Annotated in this window: 19 protein-coding genes; 4 read left to right on the top strand and 15 right to left on the bottom strand. The window is 64.4% G+C overall.

Annotated features, from left to right (window positions below):
• Positions 1-212: 212 nt before the first annotated feature.
• Positions 213-1,202, bottom strand: coding sequence for a zinc-dependent alcohol dehydrogenase family protein (locus tag FCU66_RS02415; RefSeq protein ID WP_136619103.1), 990 nt, complete (start codon positions 1,200-1,202; stop codon positions 213-215).
• 102 nt (positions 1,203-1,304) lie between these two features.
• On the opposite strand from FCU66_RS02415, the gene FCU66_RS02410 reads away from it, so the two are divergent.
• Positions 1,305-2,207, top strand: a complete 903-nt coding sequence (locus FCU66_RS02410) for a LysR family transcriptional regulator (RefSeq protein WP_136619102.1) — start codon at positions 1,305-1,307, stop codon at positions 2,205-2,207.
• Between the two features lie 20 nt (positions 2,208-2,227).
• Here FCU66_RS02410 and FCU66_RS02405 read toward each other — a convergent pair whose 3' ends face one another.
• The 7 genes from FCU66_RS02405 to FCU66_RS02375 all read right to left on the bottom strand — a co-directional run bounded on the left by FCU66_RS02405 (position 2,228) and on the right by FCU66_RS02375 (position 10,992).
• Entirely contained in the window at positions 2,228-4,255 is a 2,028-nt protein-coding gene (locus FCU66_RS02405; RefSeq protein WP_136619101.1) for a CocE/NonD family hydrolase, read from the bottom strand.
• Between the two features lie 48 nt (positions 4,256-4,303).
• Positions 4,304-5,281, bottom strand: coding sequence for an ABC transporter ATP-binding protein (locus tag FCU66_RS02400; RefSeq protein WP_136619100.1), 978 nt, complete (start codon positions 5,279-5,281; stop codon positions 4,304-4,306).
• Positions 5,278-6,261 (bottom strand): ABC transporter ATP-binding protein, encoded by a 984-nt coding sequence (locus tag FCU66_RS02395; RefSeq protein ID WP_136619099.1) that lies wholly within the window; start codon positions 6,259-6,261, stop codon positions 5,278-5,280. The genes FCU66_RS02400 and FCU66_RS02395 overlap by 4 nt, the downstream gene beginning before the upstream one ends.
• Positions 6,258-7,148 (bottom strand): ABC transporter permease, encoded by an 891-nt coding sequence (locus FCU66_RS02390; protein ID WP_246093733.1) that lies wholly within the window; start codon positions 7,146-7,148, stop codon positions 6,258-6,260. Before FCU66_RS02390 ends, FCU66_RS02395 begins: the two co-directional genes overlap by 4 nt.
• Positions 7,126-8,073, bottom strand: coding sequence for an ABC transporter permease (locus FCU66_RS02385; protein WP_127811119.1), 948 nt, complete (start codon positions 8,071-8,073; stop codon positions 7,126-7,128). The genes FCU66_RS02390 and FCU66_RS02385 overlap by 23 nt, the downstream gene beginning before the upstream one ends.
• A 52-nt stretch (positions 8,074-8,125) precedes the next feature.
• The gene (locus FCU66_RS02380; RefSeq protein WP_136619098.1) at positions 8,126-9,685 is read right to left on the bottom strand and encodes an ABC transporter substrate-binding protein; all 1,560 of its coding nucleotides are present in this window, start codon (positions 9,683-9,685) and stop codon (positions 8,126-8,128) included.
• 314 nt (positions 9,686-9,999) lie between these two features.
• A complete protein-coding gene (locus FCU66_RS02375; protein ID WP_136619097.1) occupies positions 10,000-10,992 on the bottom strand; it encodes a dipeptidase in 993 nt (330 codons plus the stop codon).
• A gap of 230 nt (positions 10,993-11,222) precedes the next feature.
• On the opposite strand from FCU66_RS02375, the gene FCU66_RS02370 reads away from it, so the two are divergent.
• Together FCU66_RS02370 and FCU66_RS02365 are read left to right on the top strand one after the other, a co-directional pair.
• Positions 11,223-13,223, top strand: coding sequence for a S9 family peptidase (locus FCU66_RS02370; protein WP_136619096.1), 2,001 nt, complete (start codon positions 11,223-11,225; stop codon positions 13,221-13,223).
• Complete coding sequence (locus tag FCU66_RS02365) at positions 13,220-14,491, top strand: NAD(P)/FAD-dependent oxidoreductase (RefSeq protein WP_136619095.1); 1,272 nt, start codon at positions 13,220-13,222, stop codon at positions 14,489-14,491. Before FCU66_RS02370 ends, FCU66_RS02365 begins: the two co-directional genes overlap by 4 nt.
• Before the next feature lie 28 nt (positions 14,492-14,519).
• Here FCU66_RS02365 and FCU66_RS02360 read toward each other — a convergent pair whose 3' ends face one another.
• Complete coding sequence (locus FCU66_RS02360; RefSeq protein ID WP_136619094.1) at positions 14,520-15,413, bottom strand: LysR family transcriptional regulator; 894 nt, start codon at positions 15,411-15,413, stop codon at positions 14,520-14,522.
• 128 nt (positions 15,414-15,541) lie between these two features.
• Here FCU66_RS02360 and FCU66_RS02355 point away from each other — a divergent pair, with 128 nt between their 5' ends.
• The gene (locus FCU66_RS02355; RefSeq protein WP_168991938.1) at positions 15,542-16,879 is read left to right on the top strand and encodes an aromatic ring-hydroxylating oxygenase subunit alpha; all 1,338 of its coding nucleotides are present in this window, start codon (positions 15,542-15,544) and stop codon (positions 16,877-16,879) included.
• A gap of 120 nt (positions 16,880-16,999) precedes the next feature.
• Here FCU66_RS02355 and FCU66_RS02350 read toward each other — a convergent pair whose 3' ends face one another.
• The 6 genes from FCU66_RS02350 to FCU66_RS02325 form a co-directional block, all read right to left on the bottom strand.
• Positions 17,000-18,148: a substrate-binding protein gene (locus FCU66_RS02350; RefSeq protein WP_246093731.1), complete on the bottom strand. Its 1,149-nt coding sequence runs from the start codon at positions 18,146-18,148 to the stop codon at positions 17,000-17,002.
• Between the two features lie 63 nt (positions 18,149-18,211).
• Positions 18,212-18,913, bottom strand: a complete 702-nt coding sequence (locus FCU66_RS02345) for an ABC transporter ATP-binding protein (RefSeq protein ID WP_136619091.1) — start codon at positions 18,911-18,913, stop codon at positions 18,212-18,214.
• 2 nt (positions 18,914-18,915) lie between these two features.
• Positions 18,916-19,620 carry an ATP-binding cassette domain-containing protein gene (locus FCU66_RS02340; RefSeq protein WP_136619090.1) on the bottom strand — a complete coding sequence of 235 codons (705 nt, stop codon included), beginning with the start codon at positions 19,618-19,620 and terminating at the stop codon, positions 18,916-18,918.
• Positions 19,617-20,603 carry a branched-chain amino acid ABC transporter permease gene (locus tag FCU66_RS02335; protein WP_136619089.1) on the bottom strand — a complete coding sequence of 329 codons (987 nt, stop codon included), beginning with the start codon at positions 20,601-20,603 and terminating at the stop codon, positions 19,617-19,619. The genes FCU66_RS02340 and FCU66_RS02335 overlap by 4 nt, the downstream gene beginning before the upstream one ends.
• Complete coding sequence (urtB, locus tag FCU66_RS02330; protein WP_136619088.1) at positions 20,600-21,457, bottom strand: urea ABC transporter permease subunit UrtB; 858 nt, start codon at positions 21,455-21,457, stop codon at positions 20,600-20,602. The genes FCU66_RS02335 and urtB overlap by 4 nt, the downstream gene beginning before the upstream one ends.
• Positions 21,458-21,461: 4 nt before the next feature.
• A complete protein-coding gene (locus FCU66_RS02325; RefSeq protein ID WP_136619087.1) occupies positions 21,462-22,583 on the bottom strand; it encodes a class II histone deacetylase in 1,122 nt (373 codons plus the stop codon).
• Positions 22,584-22,595 lie beyond the last annotated feature (12 nt).

Genomic DNA, 22,595 nt, shown 5'->3' with positions numbered 1-22,595 from the left:
TGGGGCTCCAAACCAAAAAAGAATGGGCCCGCTTGACCGAAAAGATGGAAACGGGCCCGTTAAAGCGGTCCGACATCACAATCGCCAAAAGCGACAGTCAGAGGGGCCCGGCCCGCACGCAACAGTTAGGGATGCAGAGCCACGCCTTCAAGGGCGATCTTTTCAGCAAGAATGATTTGTTCGCCATCTCCGCTCAAACCGTCACCACGATCTCAGATCGTCACCACGATCTTGCCGAATTGCACGTTCGACTCCAGATAGCGGTGCGCCTCGACGATCTGGTCGAACGCAAAGGTCCGGTCGATGATCGGCCTTAGAGTCCCGGTCTCGAGTCCTTCGAGGATGAACGCCTTGGCGGCCTCCAATTTGGCCGGGTCGCCGGTGATCTCGTGGACGAGGTAGCCGCGCAGCGTCAGCGTCTTGGCCAGCACGGCTGACAGTGGGAATGGCGTCGGCTCGCGGCTGAGGCCGCCATATTCGATGAGAATGCCGCCACGCGCTATCGCCGCTGTCAATGGCTCGAAGATCGGGCCGCCGATCGGATCGAACACGACGCGCACGCCTTCTGGCCCTGCGATCTCATTCAGCCGTGCCGTCAGATCCTCCTCGGCCAAGGCGACGACATGCGCCGCACCGGCGTCGAGGAGAGCCTGCTTCTTGGCCGATGTCCGCGTTACTGCAATCGTCATCGCGCCGATCCTGTTGGCGATCTGGATCGCCGCAAGCCCGACGCTGCTTGAGGCCGCGGTGATGACGACGGCATCTCCACTTCCAAGCCTGGCGATATCGATCAGCGCGCCATAGGCGGTGAGATATTGCATCCAGACCGCCGCCGCCGTCCGCCAGTCGAGCGACGGCGGATGCTTGACCACGAGCCCGGCGGGATAGGTGGCCAACTCGCCATAAGCCGGCCAGCGGATCATCGATTGCGGCGGGATGACACTGACGCTGTCGCCTGGCGCGAAATCCTCAACACCTTCGCCCACCGCCTCGATAACACCCGCCGCCTCGAGGCCAAGTCCTGAGGGCTGCGTCGGCGTCTCGATATAGGTACCCGCGCGCAGCAGCACCTCGGCGCGATTGAGGCCGAGCGCCTTGACGCGGATTTGAACTTCGCCTGGGACCGGTGGAGGAAGCTCGACATCCTCGATGCGCAGAACCTCGGGACCTCCATGCTGGTGAAAGCGAACCACACGTGCCATTCGGGACACTCCAAATCATCTGAACCGAATGAGCTATGCAGCTGAGCTCTCCGGGGATAAATGGCTGTGAAGTGAGAACAGTAGAAACCAGGAGTTCCGAATATGGATCGGCTTGAGAGCATGGCCGTGTTCGTCAGAGCCGCCGACCTCGGTTCGTTCGCAGCCGCCGCAGTCGCACTCGATCTGTCCGGACCGATGGTTGGCAAGCATGTCCGGTTTCTCGAGGAACGGCTGGGCGTGCGGCTGCTCAACCGGACCACACGCAAGCAGAGCCTGACCGACTTCGGCCGCGCTTACTATGAACGCTGCCGCGTGGTGCTGGCAGAGGCCGAGGCCGCCGATGCGCTCGCCGCGGACCAGTTCTCCGAACCGCGTGGCAAACTGCGCGTCACCATGCCGGCGCATTTCGGCCGCCACTGCGTGACCCCCGTGCTACTGAAGCTTGCTCGGCAATATCCGATGCTGGAGCTCGACCTGTCGCTCAGCGACCGCTTCGCCGACCTTGCCGAGGACGGTTACGACCTTGCCATCCGCACCGGCACTCTGGACGACAAGGCTGGAATGATCGCGCGCCGCGTCGCGCGCCAGGGCATGGTCGTCTGCGCCGCGCCCTCCTATCTTCAGCGCCATGGCGAACCGCGGCGGATCGAAGACCTCGCCGACCATCAAGCGATTGTCTACCGCCGGCTCGGCCAGGTGGTTCAGCCGTGGCTGTTTGTGCGAGAAGGGCAACCCGTGCAGGAGATCACGCCAACCGGCCGGCTGCGGCTCGACGATCTCGATGCTATCGCCGACGCGGCTGCCGACGGGATGGGGCTTGCCTGGCTGCCCTACTGGCTGGTGCGCGAGCGCATTGAAGCCGGCGCGCTGGTGGCGCTGTTGCCGGACCAGCCGCGATATCTCTACGACTGCCATGCCCTTTGGCTGCAGACACCGCATCTGCCGCTGAAGGTGCGGCTGGCCGTCGATGCGCTGGCCGCCGCCTTGCCGAAATCGATGGCCTAGCCGTAGCGTCGCAGCCGCTTTCAGTTGAGATCGCGCGGATACTCCTTGACCTCGCTGCGGTCGACGATCCGCTCATCGCCGTCATGGGCGGTCATGTGGGTCTCGATCCGCCAGACTTTTCGCAGCGCCCTTACCGTCGCCTTCACCGAAAGCCGCGCCTGCCAGTCGCCACGGCCATAGGATTTCTCCCAGGTGCAGGTGCCGACCGCCGAGTTCGGATCGCCCGGGTGGATGGTGAACCGGTCGACATGCCTCGCCGCGACAATCATCTGCGTATGCGGATGCCGCACCGTGCCGCCATCATTGACGACCTGATAGACGGTCTCGCCGGTGACCTGGTCCGTCGACACCGAGCGCTGGAAGCCGTCGCCCTTGGCCAGCACCTCTTGCTCCATCGGCGTGGCGCTTTCCGCGCCCAAGAAAGCCCCTAGCGTGTCGTCCAGCGGCTGCGGTGGGCGCACCGGCAGGATCAGCCGGCTGTCGCCGCAATGGATCGACAACGTCGCCTGCTCGGCCGTCGGGAAGACGATCGGCCAGTGCGATGTCGCCAGTGCCAGCCGGATACGCTCGCCGACCTCGAAACGCTGCCCGCAGCAGCGCAGCTTGATGCGGACGGCTTCCGCCTGGCCCGGCACCATCGGTGCGATGTCCAGATCATCGTTGCGGTGGCTCAAGTTGAGGATGCCGTAGCTGACGCGCGAGGCAGCACCTTCGGGAAACACTTGCGACAGCGTCGCGGAGAGAAGCGCGACCGGCTTGTCGGAGGAGAGCTTGACCTCGAATTCGGGGAAACCGAGGATCTCGACTGCTTCGCTCAACGGCGCGGTCTCGAAGATCAAGGCATTGCCTTCTTCCGTGCGCTGGTCGACCGGCAAGGTCGGCATCACGCCATAGCCGCACCAGGCGCCGGAAGACAGGCCGGCCGTCTGCGGCGACGAAATCTCCAGGATCGTATCTTCGCCCTTGGCCTCGCTCAGCACATGAGGGCCAAGGTTCAGCACCTTTTCGCCGACGCCGGGTCCCGGCCACGCCGGTTCCGCGACCCAGCGGCCGGGCCGCTCGTCATAGATCGCCGCCGGCCGTGCGGGGTCCTGGATCCAGGCGCGCAGCATCGGCTCGTCGGCAATGCCGGTGTCGATGCCCTTGAGATACTGATCCCACCAGCGCAGGCACTCCTGTAGGAATCCGATGCGCGGGCCGGGCATGGCGAAGTGCGGATATTTGTGGCCCCAGGGTCCGATCAGGCCTTTGCGGGGACCGCTTAACTTCTCCAGCATCCGGAAGATCGGATTGGGGTAGCCGTCGGCCCAGCCGCCGACGGCATAGACCGGGATTTCGACATCGGAATAATCCTCGCAGATCGAACCGTGCTTGTAGAAATCGTCGCGGCGCTGGTGTTCGAACCAGTCCTGCATCCAGATGCCGTTGCCGTTCAGCCGTTGCTCCCAAAGATCCCGCCAGCGGTCGCCGACGATCAGCGGATCGGGCGGGGTCATGGCGATCGCCCAGGCGGTGGTGCCCCACATCAGATTGTCGCACATCATCGCGCCGCCGAGATAATGCACGTCGTCATTATAGCGGTCGTCGGTCGAGCACAGCGAGACGACGGCTTTCAGCGCCGGCGGGCGGCGGGCGGCGACCTGCAGCCCGTTGAAGCCGCCCCAGCTGATGCCGATCATGCCGACGCTTCCCGAGCACCAGGATTGCCTCGCCAGCCATTCGATGACCGCCAGGCAGTCATCCTGCTCCTGCTTCAGATACTCACCCTTGCACAGTCCCTCGCTGTCGCCCGAGCCGCGCATGTCGACCCGCACGCCGGCATAGCCGTGACCGGCGAAATAGGGATGCGTCAGCGCATCGCGCTCCACCGTTCCGTCACGCTTGCGATAGGGCAAATATTCGAGGATCGCCGGCACCGGATCGGCTTCCGCGTCTTCCGGCAGCCAGACACGCGCCGCCAGCTTGATGCCGTCAGGCATCGGAATCCACAGGTTCTCGATCTCGCGGATTTTTCGCGGGAAATCGGTGACGACGCGGATATCTTGCATGGCGGCTCCTCTCAACGCCCCGGCCGACACTTGTGCCGGTGACGATCCTTATGTGTTCAGCGGGAAATGGCAGGTCAGGCGGCTGTTGCCGACCGTGGCCGGGACGGGGACATCCACCGCGCAACGGGCCTGAGCCTGCGGGCAGCGTGTGTGGAATTCGCAGCCTGAGGGGCGCGCCAGCAAGGACGGAACGTCAGCCGGCAGCGTGATGCGCTGATGCACCCGATCTGGGTCCGGCTCGGGATTGGCCGACAGAAGTGCCGCCGTATAGGGATGGTGCGGGGCGCGGAAGATCGCTTCGGTTTCGCCCTGCTCGACGAAGCGCCCGAGATACATCACCGCCATGCGGTCGGCGATCTGGCGCACGACATGCAGATTGTGAGTGATGATCAGCATCGACAGGCCCATGCGGTCGCGCAGATCGTTGAGCAGGTTCAGCACCTCTCCCTGCACGGAGACGTCGAGGCCGGCGGTCGGTTCGTCGGCGACGACCAGCACCGGGTCCAGCGCGATCGCCCGCGCCACGCCGACGCGGCGCGCCTGGCCGCCGGAAAGCTGGTGCGGGTAGCGGTCGGCGAAATCGCGCGGCAGCCCGACCAGCGCGAGAAGCCGTGTGACTTCGGCGTTCAGATCGCGATCCGACAGCCCGTGAATGACGAAAGGCTCCGACAGCAGCGACCGCACGCTGAGCCGCGGCGACAGCGATCCGACCGGATCCTGGAACATCATCGGCATGCGCCGCCGCACCAGCTTCAGGGCGGCGTTGGACAGGCCTTGCAGTTCCTGCCCTTCAAACAGGATCTTGCCCGCCCTCACGGGCTGAAGACCGTTGAGCGTGCGCGCCAGCGTCGTCTTGCCCGAGCCGGATTCGCCGACCAATGCGAAGGTGCTGCCTCGTTGAAGGGTGAAGCTGACGCCGGAGACCGCTTCGATCTCGGTGGCCCGCCCGGCAAGCCTGGCGGACAGGCCGCCGACCCGGAACGAGACGCGCAAATCGCTGACACGGAGCAGGTCGTCGGAGCTCATGCGCGCACCCTTTCCAAAGGGATATCCGCATGCCAGCAGCGGGCGATGTGCGACCCAGCGATAAGGGCTGCGGGAGGCACGGTCAGGCATTGGGCGTCGGCGCGATCGCAGCGCGGCTGGAAGACGCAGCCGCTCGGCCGATGGCGCAAATCCGGCAAGGTCCCGGCAATGGTCGGCAGGCGAGCCACACGCTGCGACAGCCGCGCGGGGTCGCAGGCCAGCAGCTTCTGCGTGTAGGGATGGCGCGCGTCGTTGAAGATTTCGCGGGTCGTGCCGCTCTCCACCACCTCGCCGGCATACATCACGATCATCTCGTCGCAGAGTTCCGCGATCACGCCCAGATGATGCGAGATGAACAGCACCGAGCAGCCGATGTCGCGCTGCAGATCCTTGAGCAGTTCGATGGTGGCCACCTCCAGCGTCGCATCGAGCGCCGTGGTCGGCTCGTCGGCGATCAACAGCGCCGGTTCCATCATCAGCGCCATGGCGATGGCAATGCGCTGCTTCATGCCGCCGGAGAACTCATGCGGAAACTGCGTCAGCCGGCTTTCCGGATCGGGAATGCGAACCTTGCGCAGCATGGCGACAGAGCGCGCATCCTTGTCCCGCTTCGACAGACCGGAGCGATACTGGATGTCGCGCATCTGCCGCCCCACCGAAAGCACCGGGTTGAGCGCGCCCATCGGATCCTGGAACACGGTGGCGATCCTGAGACCGCGCAGGCCGCGCATCGCGGTGGGGTCGAGCCGGGCCAGGTCCTTGTTGCCCTCGAAGATGATCTCGCCCGATGTGATTTCGCCATTGTCGGCAAGCAGGCCGAGAATGGCATTGATGAGCGTCGACTTCCCGCAGCCGGATTCGCCGACCACGCCGACGCTGCGGTTGGCTGGCACGGAAAAGCTCACCTGCTTCAGCGCTTCCAGCCGGCCGCTCTCGGTGTGGAAGGCGACGCTCAGATTGTTGACGTCGAGAACCGTCATGACCGCCCCTTCAGTCTGGGATCGAAGAGGTCGCGCAAGGTCTCGCCGAAGAAGGTGAAGCCGAGCGTGGTCAGCACGATCGGCAGGCCGCCGGCGATCACGATCCAGTAGGAATCGCGGATGTTGGCGAAGCCGTCATTGAGGATCGCACCCCAGCTCGGCGTCGGCGGCCGCACGCCGAGCCCGAGGAAGCTCATTCCGGCCTCGATCGCCACCACCACGGGAATGTCCATCGATATCAGGATCAGGATCGGGCCGATGATGTTGGGCAGGATATGAACGCGCAGGATGCGGCCGGCGCTTGCCCCCATCGAGCGCGCCGCCATGACATGTTCGGCTGACTTGAGCACCAGCGTCTGCGTCCTGATGATGCGGGCATAGCCCGGCACATTGACCAGCATCACCACCAGCACCACCGCGTAGAGCGAGGGGCCGAACAGCGTGACCAGTGTCAGCGCCAGCATGACGGTGGGAAAGCTCTTCACCGCGTCGAAGATCAGCAGCAGCACATTGTCAAGCCAGCGCGGCCCATAGCCGGCGATCAGCCCCAGCACGACGCCGACGACCAGCGACACCGCCGTCGCGCCGAGCGCGATCAAAAGCGCGACGCGTCCGCCGTACAAAACGCGGGTCAGAAGATCGCGGCCGAGATGGTCGGTCCCGAGCAGATGCAGGAGGCTTGGCGAAGCGAAGCGTTCGGCCGGCGATATCTTGCTCGGCGCATAGCTGGTCAGGGCGCTGGCAAACACCGCCGACAGCACCACGACCGTCACCAGCGTCAGGCCGACGGCGCCGAGCGGTTCGCGCATGATGCGGCGCACGGTGCGCCACATCATGCCGAGACGGAAGCTGCGGGATGGCAGCTCAATTGAAACTTGATCTGACACGGGGATCCAATAGGCCGACCAGAATGTCGGCCGCTACGTTGACGAGGACGAAGAAGACCGTGGTGACCAGCACGGCTCCCGAGACGATGGGGTAGTTGCGCACCGAGATCGCCTCGTAGACCAGCTTGCCGATGCCGGGGCGGGCGAAGACGATTTCGGCGAAAACGGAAGACGACAGCATGTGGCCGATGCCGACGCCGAGCAAGGTGATCGTCGGCAGTACGGCGATGCGCAGCGCGTAGGTGTAGACGATCCGGTTTTCGGTCAGGCCGAAGGCGCGCGCGGTGCGGATATGGCTGGCTTCCAGCGTCTCCAGCATCGAGGCGCGCACCATGCGCGAGATGTAGCCGATCCAGCCAAGGCCGACCGCCAGCGACGGCAGGATGAGGTGCTGAAGCCGGCTGGCGAGGTCGCCCGGCTCACCGGCGCCGATCGCCGGCAGCCATTGCAGCGCGACCGCGAAAACCAGCAGCGAATAGATGGCGACGACGAAGGACGGCACCGCGATCATCGCCACCGACAGCACCCCGATCACCTGATCGACAAAGCCGCCGCGCCGCACCGCCGCGATGCAGCCCAGCGGGATGCCAAGCGCCACCGACCAGGTGATGCCGCCGACCACCAGCGCCAGCGTGAACGGAAGCTGTTCCATCACCACGTCCAGCACCGGCCGGTTCGACAGCACCTCGGTGCCCAGGTCGCCGCGCAGGACCGATCCGTAGAAATGCAGGAACTGCCGCCACACCGGCTGGTCGAGGCCCATGCGCACGCGCAGCGCCTCCATCATCTCCGGCGTCGCGCGAGGGCCCAGCGCAACGGAGGCCGGGTCGCCGGGAATGAGGTAAACCATGGCGAACATCATCATCATGGCGACGCTGATGATGATGGCGCCAAGCCACAGACGCTTGAGGGCGTAGCGGATCATTTTCGGTACCTGCCGGACGGTCTTTGGCGGGGACAAGCCCCGCCCGCCGATATCATGCCGGTTTGAAGTCGGTGAACACGGGTTCGCCGTTCGGCTTCAGGCCGGCCACAAGCGTGTCTCGATTCATGATGCCGGTGACCTCATGCGTCAGGAAAACGTAGTTGCCGTTTTCCTCCATCAGATCCTGGAGCTTCTTGTAGATGACATCGCGTTTTGCCGCGTCGAGCTCGACCATGCCTTCGGCATTGAGCTTGTCGAACTCCTCGCTGGAAAAACGCTCCCAGTTCCAGACGCCGATCTGGTCGCGGGTGAACCAGGCTGTCGCCCAGCTCGGATCCGGCTGCATGGAGAAGCGGCTGATGATCATCTGCAGCTTTTTCCAATAGTCGCCTTCCTTGGCGCCAAGCGTCCAGAAGGTGCCGCTGTCGTTCTGCTTGATCTCCACGGTGAGGCCGACATCCTGAAGGTTCGACTGCACGACCTGCGCCGCGGTCAGGCGCTCGGTCTTGTTGAGGATGTCGAGCGTGATCGTCGTGCCGGCCAATCCCTCCTTGGCGATCATGTCGCGGGCGCGGTCCGGATCGAAATCGAACAGGTTCTTCTCGCGATGGCCCGGCAGACCGGGCGCGATGATGCCGGTGGCGGTGGCGGCGGCGCCGAAATAGGCGGCGTCGACCACTGCCTTGCGATCCACGGCGTACTGTACCGCGCGGCGCATGTTGGGATTGTTGAAGGGGGCAACATCCTGATTCATGCCGAGCCAGACAAAGGCCAGCGAAGGCTTCTCGACCACGGTCGTCTTTGGCGGCGGCGTCTGCTTCAGCCGCGAGATGGAGGAGACCGCGGTCCAGGTGTAGTCGAGGTCGCCGGCTTCGTAGCCGAGTTCGGCCGTCTTCTCGTCCTCGATCGGATGGATGTGGATTTCCGCGAAGGCGCCTTGCTCGTACTTCCAGTCGGGATTGCGCACCAGCACGGTGCGCTGCTTGGGCAGCCATTCCTTCAGGATGTAGGGGCCCGACTGGGCCACCGGCTTGACGCCCATCTTGCCACCGAGTTCGGTGATGGCACGCTTCGACAGGATGGTGCCGGACGGCGTCGGCAAGGTCGATGTCCACAGCGGCGCGAAGGCCTGCTTCAGGTGGATCAGCCCCGACAGCTTGTCCTTGACTTCGACTTCCTTGAGCGTTGCCCAGTCGCCGGAATAGGGGCTCTTATTGGCGGGGTCGGCAATGCGTTCGATCGAAAACTTGACGTCTTCGGCCGTCATCTGGCCGTAGCCATCGGTGAAGCCGATATTGTCGCGCAGCTGGAAGGCGACGGTCAGCGGATCGAGCTGCTTGATCGTCTCCGCCGCCATCGGCCGCCAGCCCCAGCTGTCGCCCGGCGTCGTGACGACGAGGCCGGCGAAGATGACGCTGGTGATGTCGCCTTCGGGCGCCGCCAGCCGGAAGCAAGGGTCGAGCGTCTGGATGTCGGCGTAGGATCGCACCTTGAGGATCGGCCCGTCGCTCGACCAGGAAACTCGTGGATTGACCATCGAGGCGAGGCCGAAAGCGCCGGCTCCGGCAAGCAGGCTGCGGCGCGAAACCCTGGTGTTGGCTAGGATGGACATACTCTACCCCTCTGTTGTTTTCTTGGTCTTGTTTCCAGCCGCTGGCCATTCCCCAAGCCGGGCCGAATGTGTCGGTCATCTAAAACTGCTAATAATAGACACGTATGTCTAGCGAAAATTTTGCCGACATGTCCGAATCTTGGATACGAGCGATCTTGCGGGAAATCTCGATATCCGATCCGACCCCGCCGATGCGTCGGCATGGGCGGGCGGGCAAGGTGAAATGAGGCCGCACAGAATGGTGCGGCCTGGCCTCGCCATTCGGTTGCTGCTGGATCAAGAGCTGGAGCGGAGATGCGCCTCTCCGCCTCCCTTTACTTCCAGATTTCAGCCGCCAGGCGCATGAAATTGCCGCCCAGGACGTCGCGCACGGTCTGCTCGGACTGGCCGCGGCGCAGAAGTACGTCGGTCAGTTCACGCATCTGACCTGGAGCCGCGTAGGTCGTCGCCCCCTCCGGATATTCGCTCTTGGGCCAGAATTGCGGGTTGTCGGAAATGATGCGGTCGATGCCTTTGAAGTCTACCGGAAAGGCGTAGTCCAGTCCGATGCCGACATGATTTGGGCCAACCAGGTCGACGAGATATTCGATGTGGTCAGCCAGCCTGTCTGAGTCAGTGCGTCCTTCTCCCAGGAAACGATTGAGCCCGACAATCGCGACGATGCCGCCGGTGCGCGCGCAGGCCTTTATCTGCTCGTCGGTGATATTGCGGCCATGGCCGCACAGGGCCTTGGCGTTGGAGTGCGAGAAGATGACCGGCCTGTTGGAGTACTCCATCACCTCCATCGAGGTGCGGTAGCCGGTGTGGGTGACGTCGACGAACATGCCGAGACGGTTCATCTCGTCGATGACCTGGCGGCCGAACGCCGTCAGGCTGGTCTCGACATCGTGACAACCGCCGCCGGCGAGGTTGTTCCTGTTGTAGGCAAACAGGATCTGGCGGACGCCCAGATGGTGATAGAACTCCACCATCTCGATGCGGCCGTCGAGCGCGTTCATGCCCTCGATGTCGAAGGTGATCGCCAGTTTGCCCTCGAGCTTGGCCTTGCGGATTTCCGCGACGGAGGAGACCAGCGTGTAGTGCTCGGGATTGGCAAGGATCCAGTGGCGGAAATTCGCCAGGGTCCGCACTGTCTGCTCCCAGGGCAACAGGTCGAAGCCGACATCGATCGACAGATAGTTGATGCCGGCGTCACGCCAGATCTGAAGATTGTTCAGGTCCGCAGCCGGGTCCGGCATGAAGCCGGAATGCGCATCCCATATGATTTCACTGTCGAAAATGGCCTTGGCGGCAGTCGAAACGGTCACTTTTTCCTCGCTCTCTCGGCAACACCAACACGACGGAAGGCCGGATCAAGCGGCGTTCCGGACGTGTGATCCAGATGCAGTGCGCATCAAGTATCAGGCCACAGACACATGTGTCTAGACAGTCCGGAATGAGCCTGTATGGTCGCCGTCGCTGCCATTCGGACAATGCGGCGCGGCTCCAGCGAATGGATGCGCGACGGGTCCTGAACGCATCCTTGTGAGGGTATCCGATGCAACGGGATTTTCGCTCGTCAGTGGAATTCGAAGCCGTCCACAGGTTCTACAGCGATCTTCTGGGCGCACCCGGACATGTTTTCGGCGGCCGCTCGCTGTGTGGTCATCAGGATGCTGGACAGCTTTATTTTATCGGCCAGAGTTTCGAAGGACCGATCGAGGGCGGAACCAGCAGCAGGCTCTACCAGGTCGAGCGCGGCAGTGGCGCGATCAAGCGCCTCAGCGACAGGGAAGCGCGTCAGATCCGCTTGTCGCCCGACGGCACGGTGCTGGCATTCGCCTGCCAGGGTGAAGGTCCTGCGACGGACCTGATCGAGACGAGGTCAGACGGCGCTGTTGTCGCGAGCGTCGCCTTGCGTGGGCGCATCGAGCAGATCGACTGGTCGCCGGACGGCAAAAGGCTTCTTCTCGTGGTTGCCGGCGCCGCCGCGGACCTTGCCGGCATCCATGGCGGCTACGCCCAGAAGCAGCCCGCCAAAGCCGAGGCCTGGCTGCCCGAGGTGCGGCTCGGCGAAGGCGAGGATTTGTGGCGCACCCTGTGGATATGGGATCTCGACGGCACTGCGCGCCAGCTCACGGCACCGCCGTTGAATGTCTGGGAAGCAAGCTGGTCCGGCAAGGACAGCATCGCGGCACTGGTCAGTGACGATCACAGCGAAGGCAGCTGGTACAGGGCGCGGCTGGCATTGGTCGACGCCGGCTCGGGTGAGGCACGGATCGTTCACGCGCCGCGGGACCAGATCGGCTGTGTCAGAGGCAACCCGAGCGGCGACAAGGTCGCGTTCGTGCAGGCCTTCTGCAGCGATCGCGGACTGGTTTCGGGCCTGCTTTCCATTCTCGACGTGACGACGGGCGACGTTGCGATGGCGGACACGCTGGGCATCGATGTGACGTCGATCGAATGGCGCTCGACGACGATGATCCATTTCGCCGGCGCGCGCGGTCCCGAAACGGCAAGCGGAGATTTCTCGCTCGAGCACTCGGTTGCCGCGCAACATTGTGCGTCGCGCGAACTTACCCATGGCGAGTGGGTGCCCGCGTCCAGTCCGATCGGAGACAAGGGCTCGCTGTTCATCGCCGAATCCTGGTCGCGCGCGCCGTTCCTGGCCGAAGAGACCGACGGCACAATTGTCGAACTGGCCTCGCTGGCAGCACAAGGTGAAGCCGGCGCCACAGCACCGTGCGGCACGATCGAGCCGTTCGAATGGACGGCGCCGGACGGGCTGAGGATCCAGGGCTGGCTGGTGCGGCCACAGGCGGTCACCGGCCCGACGCCGCTGCTGGTCGACGTCCATGGCGGACCGGTCTCCGCGCACCGCAACCGCTGGCTGGGCCGGTCGCGCGCCGGCGCCATTCTCGCCAGTCGCGGCTGGACGGTCCTCTTCCCCAACCCCAGGGGCAGCACCGGGCGCGGCGACGACTTTGCCCGCGCGGTGAAGGGCGACATGGGCGGCGCCGACGCTCAGGATATCATCAGCGGCGTTGACGCGTTGATCGAGCGGGGCCTTGTGGATGCCGCGCGCGTCGCCGTGACGGGTACCAGCTATGGCGGCTTCATGTCGGCATGGCTGCCGTCGCAAAGCGATCGTTTCGCGGCGGCGATACCGATCTCTCCGGTCGGCGACTGGTACAGCCAGCACCGGACATCGCAGATCCCCGAATTTGACGAGATCATGCTGACGACGTCGCCGTGGGAATCAGGTGGCGATTATTTTTCGCGAAGCCCTGCCTTCCACAAACAGAAGAAGATCGTGCCGACGCTGATCATGGCCGGAGCCATCGACAAGAGCACACCGCCCGGCCAGGCCGAGGAATGCCATTTCGCGGCGCTCAGATCGGGGGCGCCGAGCGCGCTCGTCATCTATCCGAATGCCGGACACAGCCTGCGCGGCTACCCCGAATATATCGACAGCGCCGCCCGCATTCTGTGGTGGCTGGAAAGACATGTGGGTCCAGCCGGCGGCACCGGACCATCAGCAAAAGGAGACCAGGGATGAGTTCAAACGGCAGCCATGGCAGGGGAGATAACAGGCATATCGCGGTGATCGGCGGCGGCATCATCGGCTGCAGCGCGGCTTTCCATCTGCTGCGGTCCGGCGTGCGCCAGGTGACGGTCATCGATGCGGGCCAGCCGGGTGCTGCAACCACCAGCGCTGGCGCGGGATTTGTCTCTCATTGGTCCGCCGGCATGATCCCGCTCGGCGAAGAAGGCCTCCAGCTGCAGCAATATGGCCTCGATTTCTATCGCCGGCTGCATGAGGTCGGCGTCGAGATCGGCTATCGGCCGAACGGCACCTTGATCATGGCGCTGACCGAGGACGGGCGCGAGCGTTTTGTCCGCCCGGTGCTGGACTCTCCCTATGCGCCGCCGGAAATGCAGGATCTGAACGCCGCGCGGATCGGCCAGAAGATGCAAGGCCTCATCGACCCGGCCCGGGTCAATTCGGCGGCCTACAATCCGCTCGGCATCCAGCTCGACACCAAGCTGGCGATGGGGGTGCTGACCGGCCAGATCAGCGAGCTCGGTGGCATCTTCCGCAGCAAGACACGTGTCACGGCCGTCCATGATGCCGGCGACCGGGTGACGATCGAGACCGACCAGGGCAGCCTTGAGGCCGATGGCGTGATCGTTGCCGCCGGCGCCTGGAACAACCGGGTCATATCGGGCCTCGGCTGGCAATTGCCTCTGCTGCGGGTCGTCGCGACGCGCATCGTCACCGACGACCGTGGGCTGCCGTCGACCATTCCCACCGTCCAGTGCCGCGAATTGCGGCTGTGGCTGCGCGAGACATTCGGCGCCGTCATGTGGGGAACCGGCCGGCACTACAAACCTCTGTACAAGACGAACGATAACGAAATCGAGCCCGGCCAGCCGCACAATCTCAAGCTAATGCAGGAGACCTCTGAGCAGGAGCTTGCCGAGCTGCAGACGGTATTCCCGCCACTGCGCGGTTCGACGATCGCGAGCTGGGCGCAAGGCGTGCCGTGCTACACGCCTGACAACGGCCTCATCGTCGGCAAGGTGCCCGGCAGCGACAACGTCGTGGTTGTCGGCGGCGACAATGAGAGCGGCGTCACCCATGGACCAGGTCTTGGCCGGCTCTCCTGCGAACTGGTCCTCGGGCAGACCCCGTTCGTTTCCGCCGGGCGGTTCCGTGTTGATCGCTACGCCTCCGACGCCTTCAAGTCGGAGGCCGAGATCGAAGCCGCCATGCCGGTCTGGGGCGCGCGTCATGAAGCGTCGCGGTTTGGCCGCGAGGCCTGATCCGTCAGCTGTCGCCGACGCTGACTTGTCAGCTGTCGCCGACGCTATCGAGCAGCGCCTGCGCCACCGCCCTGACCACCGGGCCGGCATTCTTCCTCATGACGATGTGGAAGGAGCCGGCGTGGCGCCGCGAGGTCTTCGTCAGCCGGACGAGCTGGCCGCGACGCAGATGCTCGTCGGCGAATCCGGCCCAGGCGAGTGCCGCGCCGCGCCCGGCGATGGTTTCGTGTATCATCGACATGTAGCCGGTGAACCGAGGTCCATCGAGTTTTCGGTCGGTTCCGATCCACGATTGCCAACTGTCGATCGCGCCCGGCGGCGTCACCTGATGCAGCAGCGGCACCGCCATGAAAGCCTCGGGCTCTTCCGAGGCGAGCGCCGGATAACGCGCCAGGAACGCCGGCGCGCAAACCGGGAACCATTCACCGTCGAGCAGTTTTTCGGTCGCGAATTCGGGCCATTGCCCGGCTTCACCGAAACGGATCGACAATGCCACTTCAGGCTGGTCGAAATCCCTGTAGTCGGTGGATGTCTGCAAAAGCACCCGGCCATCGGCCACCCGCGAGGTGATGAGGTCGAAGCGCGGCATCAGCCATGCCTGCGCGAGGTCGTGGCTGCAGCCGACCACGAATGTATCGCTGTCGTGCGCGGTTAAATCCTCGACCGCTTGCCTGATGGTGCCGAGACCGTCGCGGATCGCTTCGGCCAGCGTGTTGCCGGCCCCGGTGACGGCGACGCGGTTGCCTTTGCGCGTGAACAGCTCGACCGATAGCTGGCGCTCAAGATTGGCGACATGCCTGCTGACCGCCGATTGTGCGATGTTGAGCTCCTGCGCGGCCAGCGTCAGCCCGCCATGCCTGGCGGCGGCCTCGAAGACGACCATGGCGTTCAGCAAGGGAAGCGATGTCTTGAGGGTTTTCACGATCCAAACCTGCCTTCATGCCTTTTCGATATGAAGGTCTATCATATCTGTATTTGCCGCAAGCCTTTCCGCATCGCACACTCTATCGAAACATCATCCTAACGCCAGCGAGCAGAAAGGTGTTTGCCGTGCAGGCCTACACACCGAACAGCCAGCCTATCGACAGAAGCGAGACCGTCAGGCTGATCGACCGGCAACGTCCGGACTGGTCGCTGGAACAGGCCTTCTATGCGGATCCGGCGATCTTCGCGCTGGAACGGGACTTGTGGTTTCCGCGCCAATGGATGCTTGTCGCCCATGCCAGCGAGGTCCCCGAAAAGGGTCGCTACATCGTGCGCCAGCTTTTCGACGAGGAGATCATCGTCGTGCGCTTCGGCGACGGCGAGGAGGACATCGCGGCCTACTACAATGTCTGCACTCATCGCGGCTCGCGGCTTTGCGCCAAGGATGGTCGCGGCAAGCTTCTGGTCTGCCCCTATCATGCCTGGTCATTCAGGCTCACCGGCGAACTGAAGTCACGGCAGGATCTACCGGCAAGCGTCGATCCGGAAGCGCTGGGACTGCACCGCGTGCCCTGCAAGAATTTCGGCGGCCTCGTCTTCTGCGGCCTCGATGCCAATTCGCTGCCCGACATCCAGCCTGTCGCGGACGGGCTGACGGGCGGGTTGCGCGAAAACGGCCTCGACCGTGCACGCATCGTCGCGCGCAAGAACTATCTCACCCGGGCGAACTGGAAGCTGGTGCTCGAGAACTTCCTCGAATGCTATCACTGCCGGCCGGCTCATCCCGAATATTACCGCGTCAACGGCCATGTCAAAGTGACCGCGACCCGCGACGCTGACAAGGCAATCGCGTGGCAGAACGAAATCGAAGCCTGGCACAGCGTCATCGGCGATGCCGAGTTCCACAAGGGTGCGTGGCAGGCGGGCGACCTCGACACGATGCCGTTTGCCATGCACCGCAAGCCGATCGGCTCCGGCCGCAACACGCTGTCCAATACGGGTGAGGGGGTCTCGTGCCTGATGGGCGGCCGTCACGCCTATGATGGTGGCGAAAGCGGTTTCCGCCTCGGACGTCTGTCCTTTGCAAGTGCTGCCAATGACTATGTCACGCTGTTCCAGATGATACCGCGCAGCGCCACGGAAACCGACGTCATTCTGACCTGGCTCGTCGACAAGGATGCCGATGGCGACGTCGACGCCGATGCGATCAGCTGGATGTGGGACGTCACCACGGTGCAGGACAAGAAGATCACCGAGGACAATGCCGACGGCATCATGTCGCGCGCCTACCGGCCGGGCCCTTATACGCCGCTGGAAAGCCAGACCTCGTTCTTCGTGCAGACCTATTTGTCGGAACTGCGGTCGCTGATCACCGGCACGCGCGGCGCGCCGCTCAGCCAGTGGTCTGCGCCGAAGGAGCTTTTCGCATCGCCGAAAGCGGCGAGCTGCAATACGCGGCTGTGATCGGAGATCCGCACGGCTCGGGCACCTTGTGGTTCCCGAGCCGCGCAGCTTTGTCTGCTAGAGCAATTCCAGGAAAAGTGTGAAACGGTTTTCCGTCCGGAATTGCGTCAAAACAAGGAGCTAGAGTTTGCAGTAAGGCGTTACCGGCGCGATGGTGCCGAAATCCCTAGCGATCTCGTAGCCGATGCCGTCGGCCGCCGCCTTGCCGACATAGGAATGGCACAGCGTGTGGTTGTTGGTGGCGTCGACGCGGATCTTGCCTTGCGGCGCGTCGAACTCGATCGACGGCAGCGCGGCCAGCACATCATCGTCCTTCAGCGATCCGGCCTTCTCGGCGGCCAGCGCATAGAGATGCAGGCCGTTGTAGCCGGCTTCGCCGATGCCGTTGACCATCTTCTCCTGGCCGAACTTCTCGCGGAAGCTCGAGATGAACTTCTTGTTGACCGGGTTGTCGAGCGCCATCCAGTAGGGCTGCGGTGCGTAGGTGCCGGCCGCGACGCCGGGCGGCAGCGCGTCCTTGTTGAAGACCTCGTCGAGGGGCGCGATCAGCGGCTGCTTGATGTCGAAGCTGCGATACTGCTTGAGCTGGGTGACGGCATCGTTGCCGACCACCATCGACCAGACGACATCGGGCTTCAGCGACTTGATCTTCTGGAAGGCCGGGCCGAAATCGGTGGTGCCGAACGGATAGTAGTCGGCGCCGATGATCTTGCCGCCGGCCTTCTCGTAAGCTGCCGTGATCGCCTCGGTCATCTTCTGCGGCCATGCATAGTCCGAAGCCATGACATAGATCGTCTTGCCGAGGTTCTCGGCCACCCATGGCATCATCGGATCGACCTGCTGCATCGGGATCGGGCCGGTGGCGACGAAGTAGCGGTTGCACTCGCCGCCTTCGAAATTGGTCGGGTAGAAGAACAGCTTCTTGGCTTTCGAGGTCACCGACAGCGTAGCGCTGCGCTCGGGCGAAATGATCGTGCCCATGATCACGTCGACCTTGTCTTCGTTGATGAGCTTGCGCGCCTTGTCGATGGAGCCCTTGGTGGTGGTCTGGTTGTCTTCGATGATGAGCTCGACCTGGCGCCCGCCAATGCCGTTGGCGGCGTTGAGTTCGGCGGCGGCGAGCTTGTAGCAATTGAGCAGCGTCTCGCCGAGGATCGCCTGCAGCCCGGTGATCGGGATCGACAGGCCGACCTTGACGGTGTCGGCGGCGCGCAGGATCGACGGCGCGCCGACCATGGCAAAGGCGGCCGCGGCGCCGCCTGATTTCAAGACAGTTCTTCTGCTTATCATTGTTGTGTTCCCTTCCAGTCCCAGGCGCGCCCCATGCACGCCTTACAAAGCCAACAGGTCCTTCAGCAGGGTCTCGTCGGCGAACGCCTCCGGCGCGCCTTCATGGACGATCCTGCCCTTCTCCATCACCAGGCAGCGGTCCGATGCCTTGAGAACGAGATCGAGATTCTGCTCGACGAGAACGATCGCGATGCCGCGCTCGCGGGCGATGCGCGGCACCAGCTCGGCGATCGACTGCACGATGTTCGGCTGGATGCCTTCCGAGGGCTCGTCGAGCAGCAGCACCGACGGCAGGCCGCACAGCGCGCGGCCGATCGCCAGCATCTGCTGCTGGCCGCCCGAGAGCGTGCCGGCGACCTGCGCCTCGCGTTCGCGCAGGATCGGAAAATAGCCGAAGATGTCGTCAGGAATGCCGCCGTCACCACGGTCCTTGGCGGCGCGGGTGCCGACTTCCAGGTTTTGCCGCACCGTCAGCTGGTTGAAGATGCCGCGTCCCTGCGGCACATGCGCGATGCCCGCCCGCGCGCGGCGGAAGGCGGGTGCGTTCGTGAGGTCCTGGTCTCCGAGAACCACCGCGCCACCGCTCGCCGGCAAGCCGCCGGCGATGACGCGCAGCAACGTCGTCTTGCCGGCGCCGTTGCGGCCGAGCAGGCCGACGACTTCGCCCGGCGCGACGCTGAGGTCGATGCCGTTCAGCACCGGGAGCAGGCCGTAGCCGGCCGAGACCGCGATCGTCCGCAGCATGGTCAGCGCCTCCCCAGATAGACATCGCGGACCATTTCGTCGGTCTCGATGTCATGGAAAGGACCGCTGCGCAGCCGGCGTCCCTGATGCAGCACCAGCGTTTCGCAGTTCAGCGCCCGCACGAAGCGGATGTCGTGTTCGACGGCGACGATCGAGAATTCGCCCTTGAGCCGCAGCAGCATCTCGGCCGTCGCCAGCGTCTCTTGTGGCGTCATGCCGGCGGTCGGCTCGTCGAGCAAAAGCAGCCGTGGCTCGATTGCCAGCGCCATGCCGATCTCCAGCCATTGCTTCTGGCCATGCGCGAGTTCGCCCGCCAGCGTGGCGGCACGGTTGGTCAGCGCGACCAGTTCCAGCAGTTCGCCAACCGGGCGCACAGGCGAGGGCGCGCCCCAGCGCGCGACTTTCAGATTGTCTTCCACCGAGAGGCTCGGGAAGACAGACGGGATCTGGAACTTGCGGGCGATGCCGAGCCGCGCGATGCGGTGCAACGGCAGGCCTGCGATGTCGTGGCCGAGGAAGCGTACGCTGCCGCTGGTCGGGCGAAGCGTGCCGGTCAGTACGTTGAGGAAAGTGCTCTTGCCGGCGCCGTTCGGCCCGATGATGCAGCAAAGCTCTTTGTCTCGCACGGTGAGGTTCAGCGCCTCGAGCGCCTGCAGTCCGCCAAAGCGGATGCCGACATTCTCGGCCTGGAGCAGGATGTCGCTCATTGCGCGCGCCTCCTGCCTTTGAACAGGCTCTTCAGCCGCGCGTAGATCGACAGGATGCCGTCCGGCAGGACAAAGACGATGATGACGAAGACGCAGCCGAGCAGCAGCGGCCACAGGCTCGGGTTGAAGCTGCTGATCGTCTGCTGCGCGCGCTGGATGAAGATGGCGCCGAGCACCGGCCCAAGCAGCGTGCCACGCCCGCCGACCGCCACCCAGACGATGACCTCGGTGGACAGAAGCAGTCCGGACAAGTCTGGTGCAACCAGCCCTGCCATGCAGACATAGAGGGCGCCGGCAAGTCCGGCGATGGCTGCCGACAGGACGAAGGTGACGAGCAGCCGCAATGGCGCGTTGTGGCCGAGCGCTGCCGCCCTGACTTCATTGTCCTGGATGGCGGTCAGCACCGTGCCCCAGCGGCCACGGCTGATCGACCACAGCGCCAGCACGGCCACCGCGACGATGGCCGAGACGAAGATGTAGCTGGGCAGGTCCTGGCTCAGATCGACATGCAGCCCGCCAAGATCGAACTCGATCGGCGGGATGCCGATCAGGCCGCTGTCGCCGCCAGTGACCGAACTCCAGGAAACCGCGGCCTGCTGGCAAATGACGCCCATCGCCAGCGTGACGATGGTGAAATAGCTGCCGCGGATGCCGCCGAAGAACAGGAAGTAGCCGATGATCGCGGCGACGAAGGCCGCACCCGCCACCGCACCCATGATACCGAGCAGGCTGGCGAAGGGGATGGCGTCATTGAGCGTGACCAGCGCCATGATGTAGCCGCCAATGCCGAAGAAGGCGGCGTGGCCGAAACACAGGATTCCGGTGCGGCCCCAGAAGAAATCGAGGCTTGCGGCAAACAGGCCGAAGATCAGCGCGTCGCGGATCACCGTCAGCTGATAGCCGTCGGCGAAGAGGGGATAGACGATGGCGAGCGCCACGCAGACGGCGAAGATCAGCAGCCAGTTGCGATCCCGGGCGATCATCGCGATGCCCCGTTGAACAGGCCGTTGGGCCGCAGACGGACAGCGACGATGGCCGCGAGCAGCACGATCGCTTGGGCCAGCGATGGCGAGATCTGGTAGTTGAGGATGCTGGTCAGCCCGCCGACAAAGACGCTGCCGGCGACAAGGCCGCCGATCGAGCCGACGCCGCCAACAATGACGACGAAGAAGGCGTTGGCAAGATAGTTCACCCCCATCTGCGGCAGCACGATCGCCAGCGGCGCGACCAGTCCGCCGGCAAGCCCTGCGATGGCCGCGCCGAAGGTGAAGGCAATGGCGTAGGTGCGCCGCGTGTTGATGCCGACGCCCTCGGCCATCTCGCGGTTCTGGATGACGGTGCGGATGTCGAGCCCGAAGGATGTCCGGCTGATCAGCAGGATGACGCCGAGCAAGGTCAGCATGGCGATGCCGATCAGGATCAGCCGGTAGGCCGGATAGACGGTGAAGAGGAGGTCGAGCGTGCCCTCGATCGGCGGCGTTACCGGCTTGGCGCCGAGACCAAAGGTCAGTTCCAGCCCTTGCTGCAGGATCAGGCTGACGCCCCAGGTGGCGAGCACCGTCGAGACCGGCCTGGAATAGAGATGGCGGATGATGGCGAATTCGAGGATACAGCCGACCACCGCGCCGGCGATGGGCGCCGCGGCCAGCCCCAGCCAGAACGAGCCGCCCATGCTCTGGACGAAATAGACCGCGAAGGCGCCGACGGTGACGAACTCGCCATGCGCCAGGTTGGTGACGTTCATCAGGCCGAAGCTGATCGCCAGCCCGAGGCCGACCAGCATCAGGATGCTGATCAGCGTCAGCGCATTGAGAAGCGTGGTGACGAGAAAATCCATCGCGTCAGGCCGCGCTGGCGAGGCGTTGGCGCAGGCCGGCGAGCAGGCCTTCGGCGGCATCGATCACCGCTGCCTGGTGCGGCTGCAGATCCTGCCCGGCCCATTCGTCGATATGCTCCGACAGCGGGTCGACCACTTCGGTGCGATGATTGGCCAGCGTCTCGATGACGGCATGGCCGCAGAACGGCACATAGCCCTCGGAGTAGCCGCCTTCATGGGTCATGATCAGGCGCCCTTGCGAGGTCTCGGCGGCCAGCGCCACCATGCGCGCGGCGAGGCGCCGGAAGCATTCGCTGTTGAGCATCATGCGGCCGAGCGGATCAAAGCCGGACGCATCGAAACCGGAGGCGACAATGACCAGGTCCGGTCTGTAGGCACGCAGCGCCGGCGCGACGACGCGGTCGAAGGTCGCTTCATAGGCGCCGGTGCCGCTGCCGGCCGGCAGCGGGATGTTGATGTTGTAGCCTTCGCCAGCATCTTTCCCGTTGTCGGCCAGCGCACCGCGCCCGGTCGGGTAGAGATTGTCCTGATGCACGGAGATGGTCAGCACCGACGGGTCGGAATAAAACACCGTCTCGGTGCCGTTGCCGTGATGCACGTCCCAGTCGACCACCGCAGCGCGCCCGAGCAGGCCTTCGTGCTGCAGCCGGCGCACGGAGACGCCGATGTTGGAGAACAGGCAGTTGCCCATCGCCTGGTCGGGTTCGGCATGGTGTCCCGGCGGCCGCGCCAGCGCATAGGCATTGTCGACGCGGCCGGTCAGCACGGCGCGCATCGCGGCATAGGTGGTGCCGGCCGACAGCAGCGCGATCTCGAAACTGTTGAGACCGATCGGCGCCTGTGGCCCGGCGAAACCGGAGCCGTGCTCGCTGAGCATGCGGATATCGTCGACATGGCGTTGCGTGTGGACGCGCAAAAGGTCTTCGACCGAGACCGGCTCGGGGATGATCGGCACCAGATGCCGCGACAGGCCGCTGACCTGGATGAGGTTGTTCAGTCGGCGCTTCGAGCCGGGCGATTCCAGATGCCGGCCGGGTTCCACGAAACGGCCGGGAGGCATCATGTCGGCGCTGGAGCCGGTGTCATGCCACATCAGCTGTTCGTGAAAAACGTAGCCTGTCGCCATGCACAGCGTCCT

Source organism: Mesorhizobium norvegicum (genome assembly GCF_004919685.1).
Lineage (GTDB): Bacteria > Pseudomonadota > Alphaproteobacteria > Rhizobiales > Rhizobiaceae > Mesorhizobium > Mesorhizobium norvegicum.
Note: the sequence above shows the minus strand (reverse complement) of the source record. Positions and strands in the feature narration are given on the sequence as shown.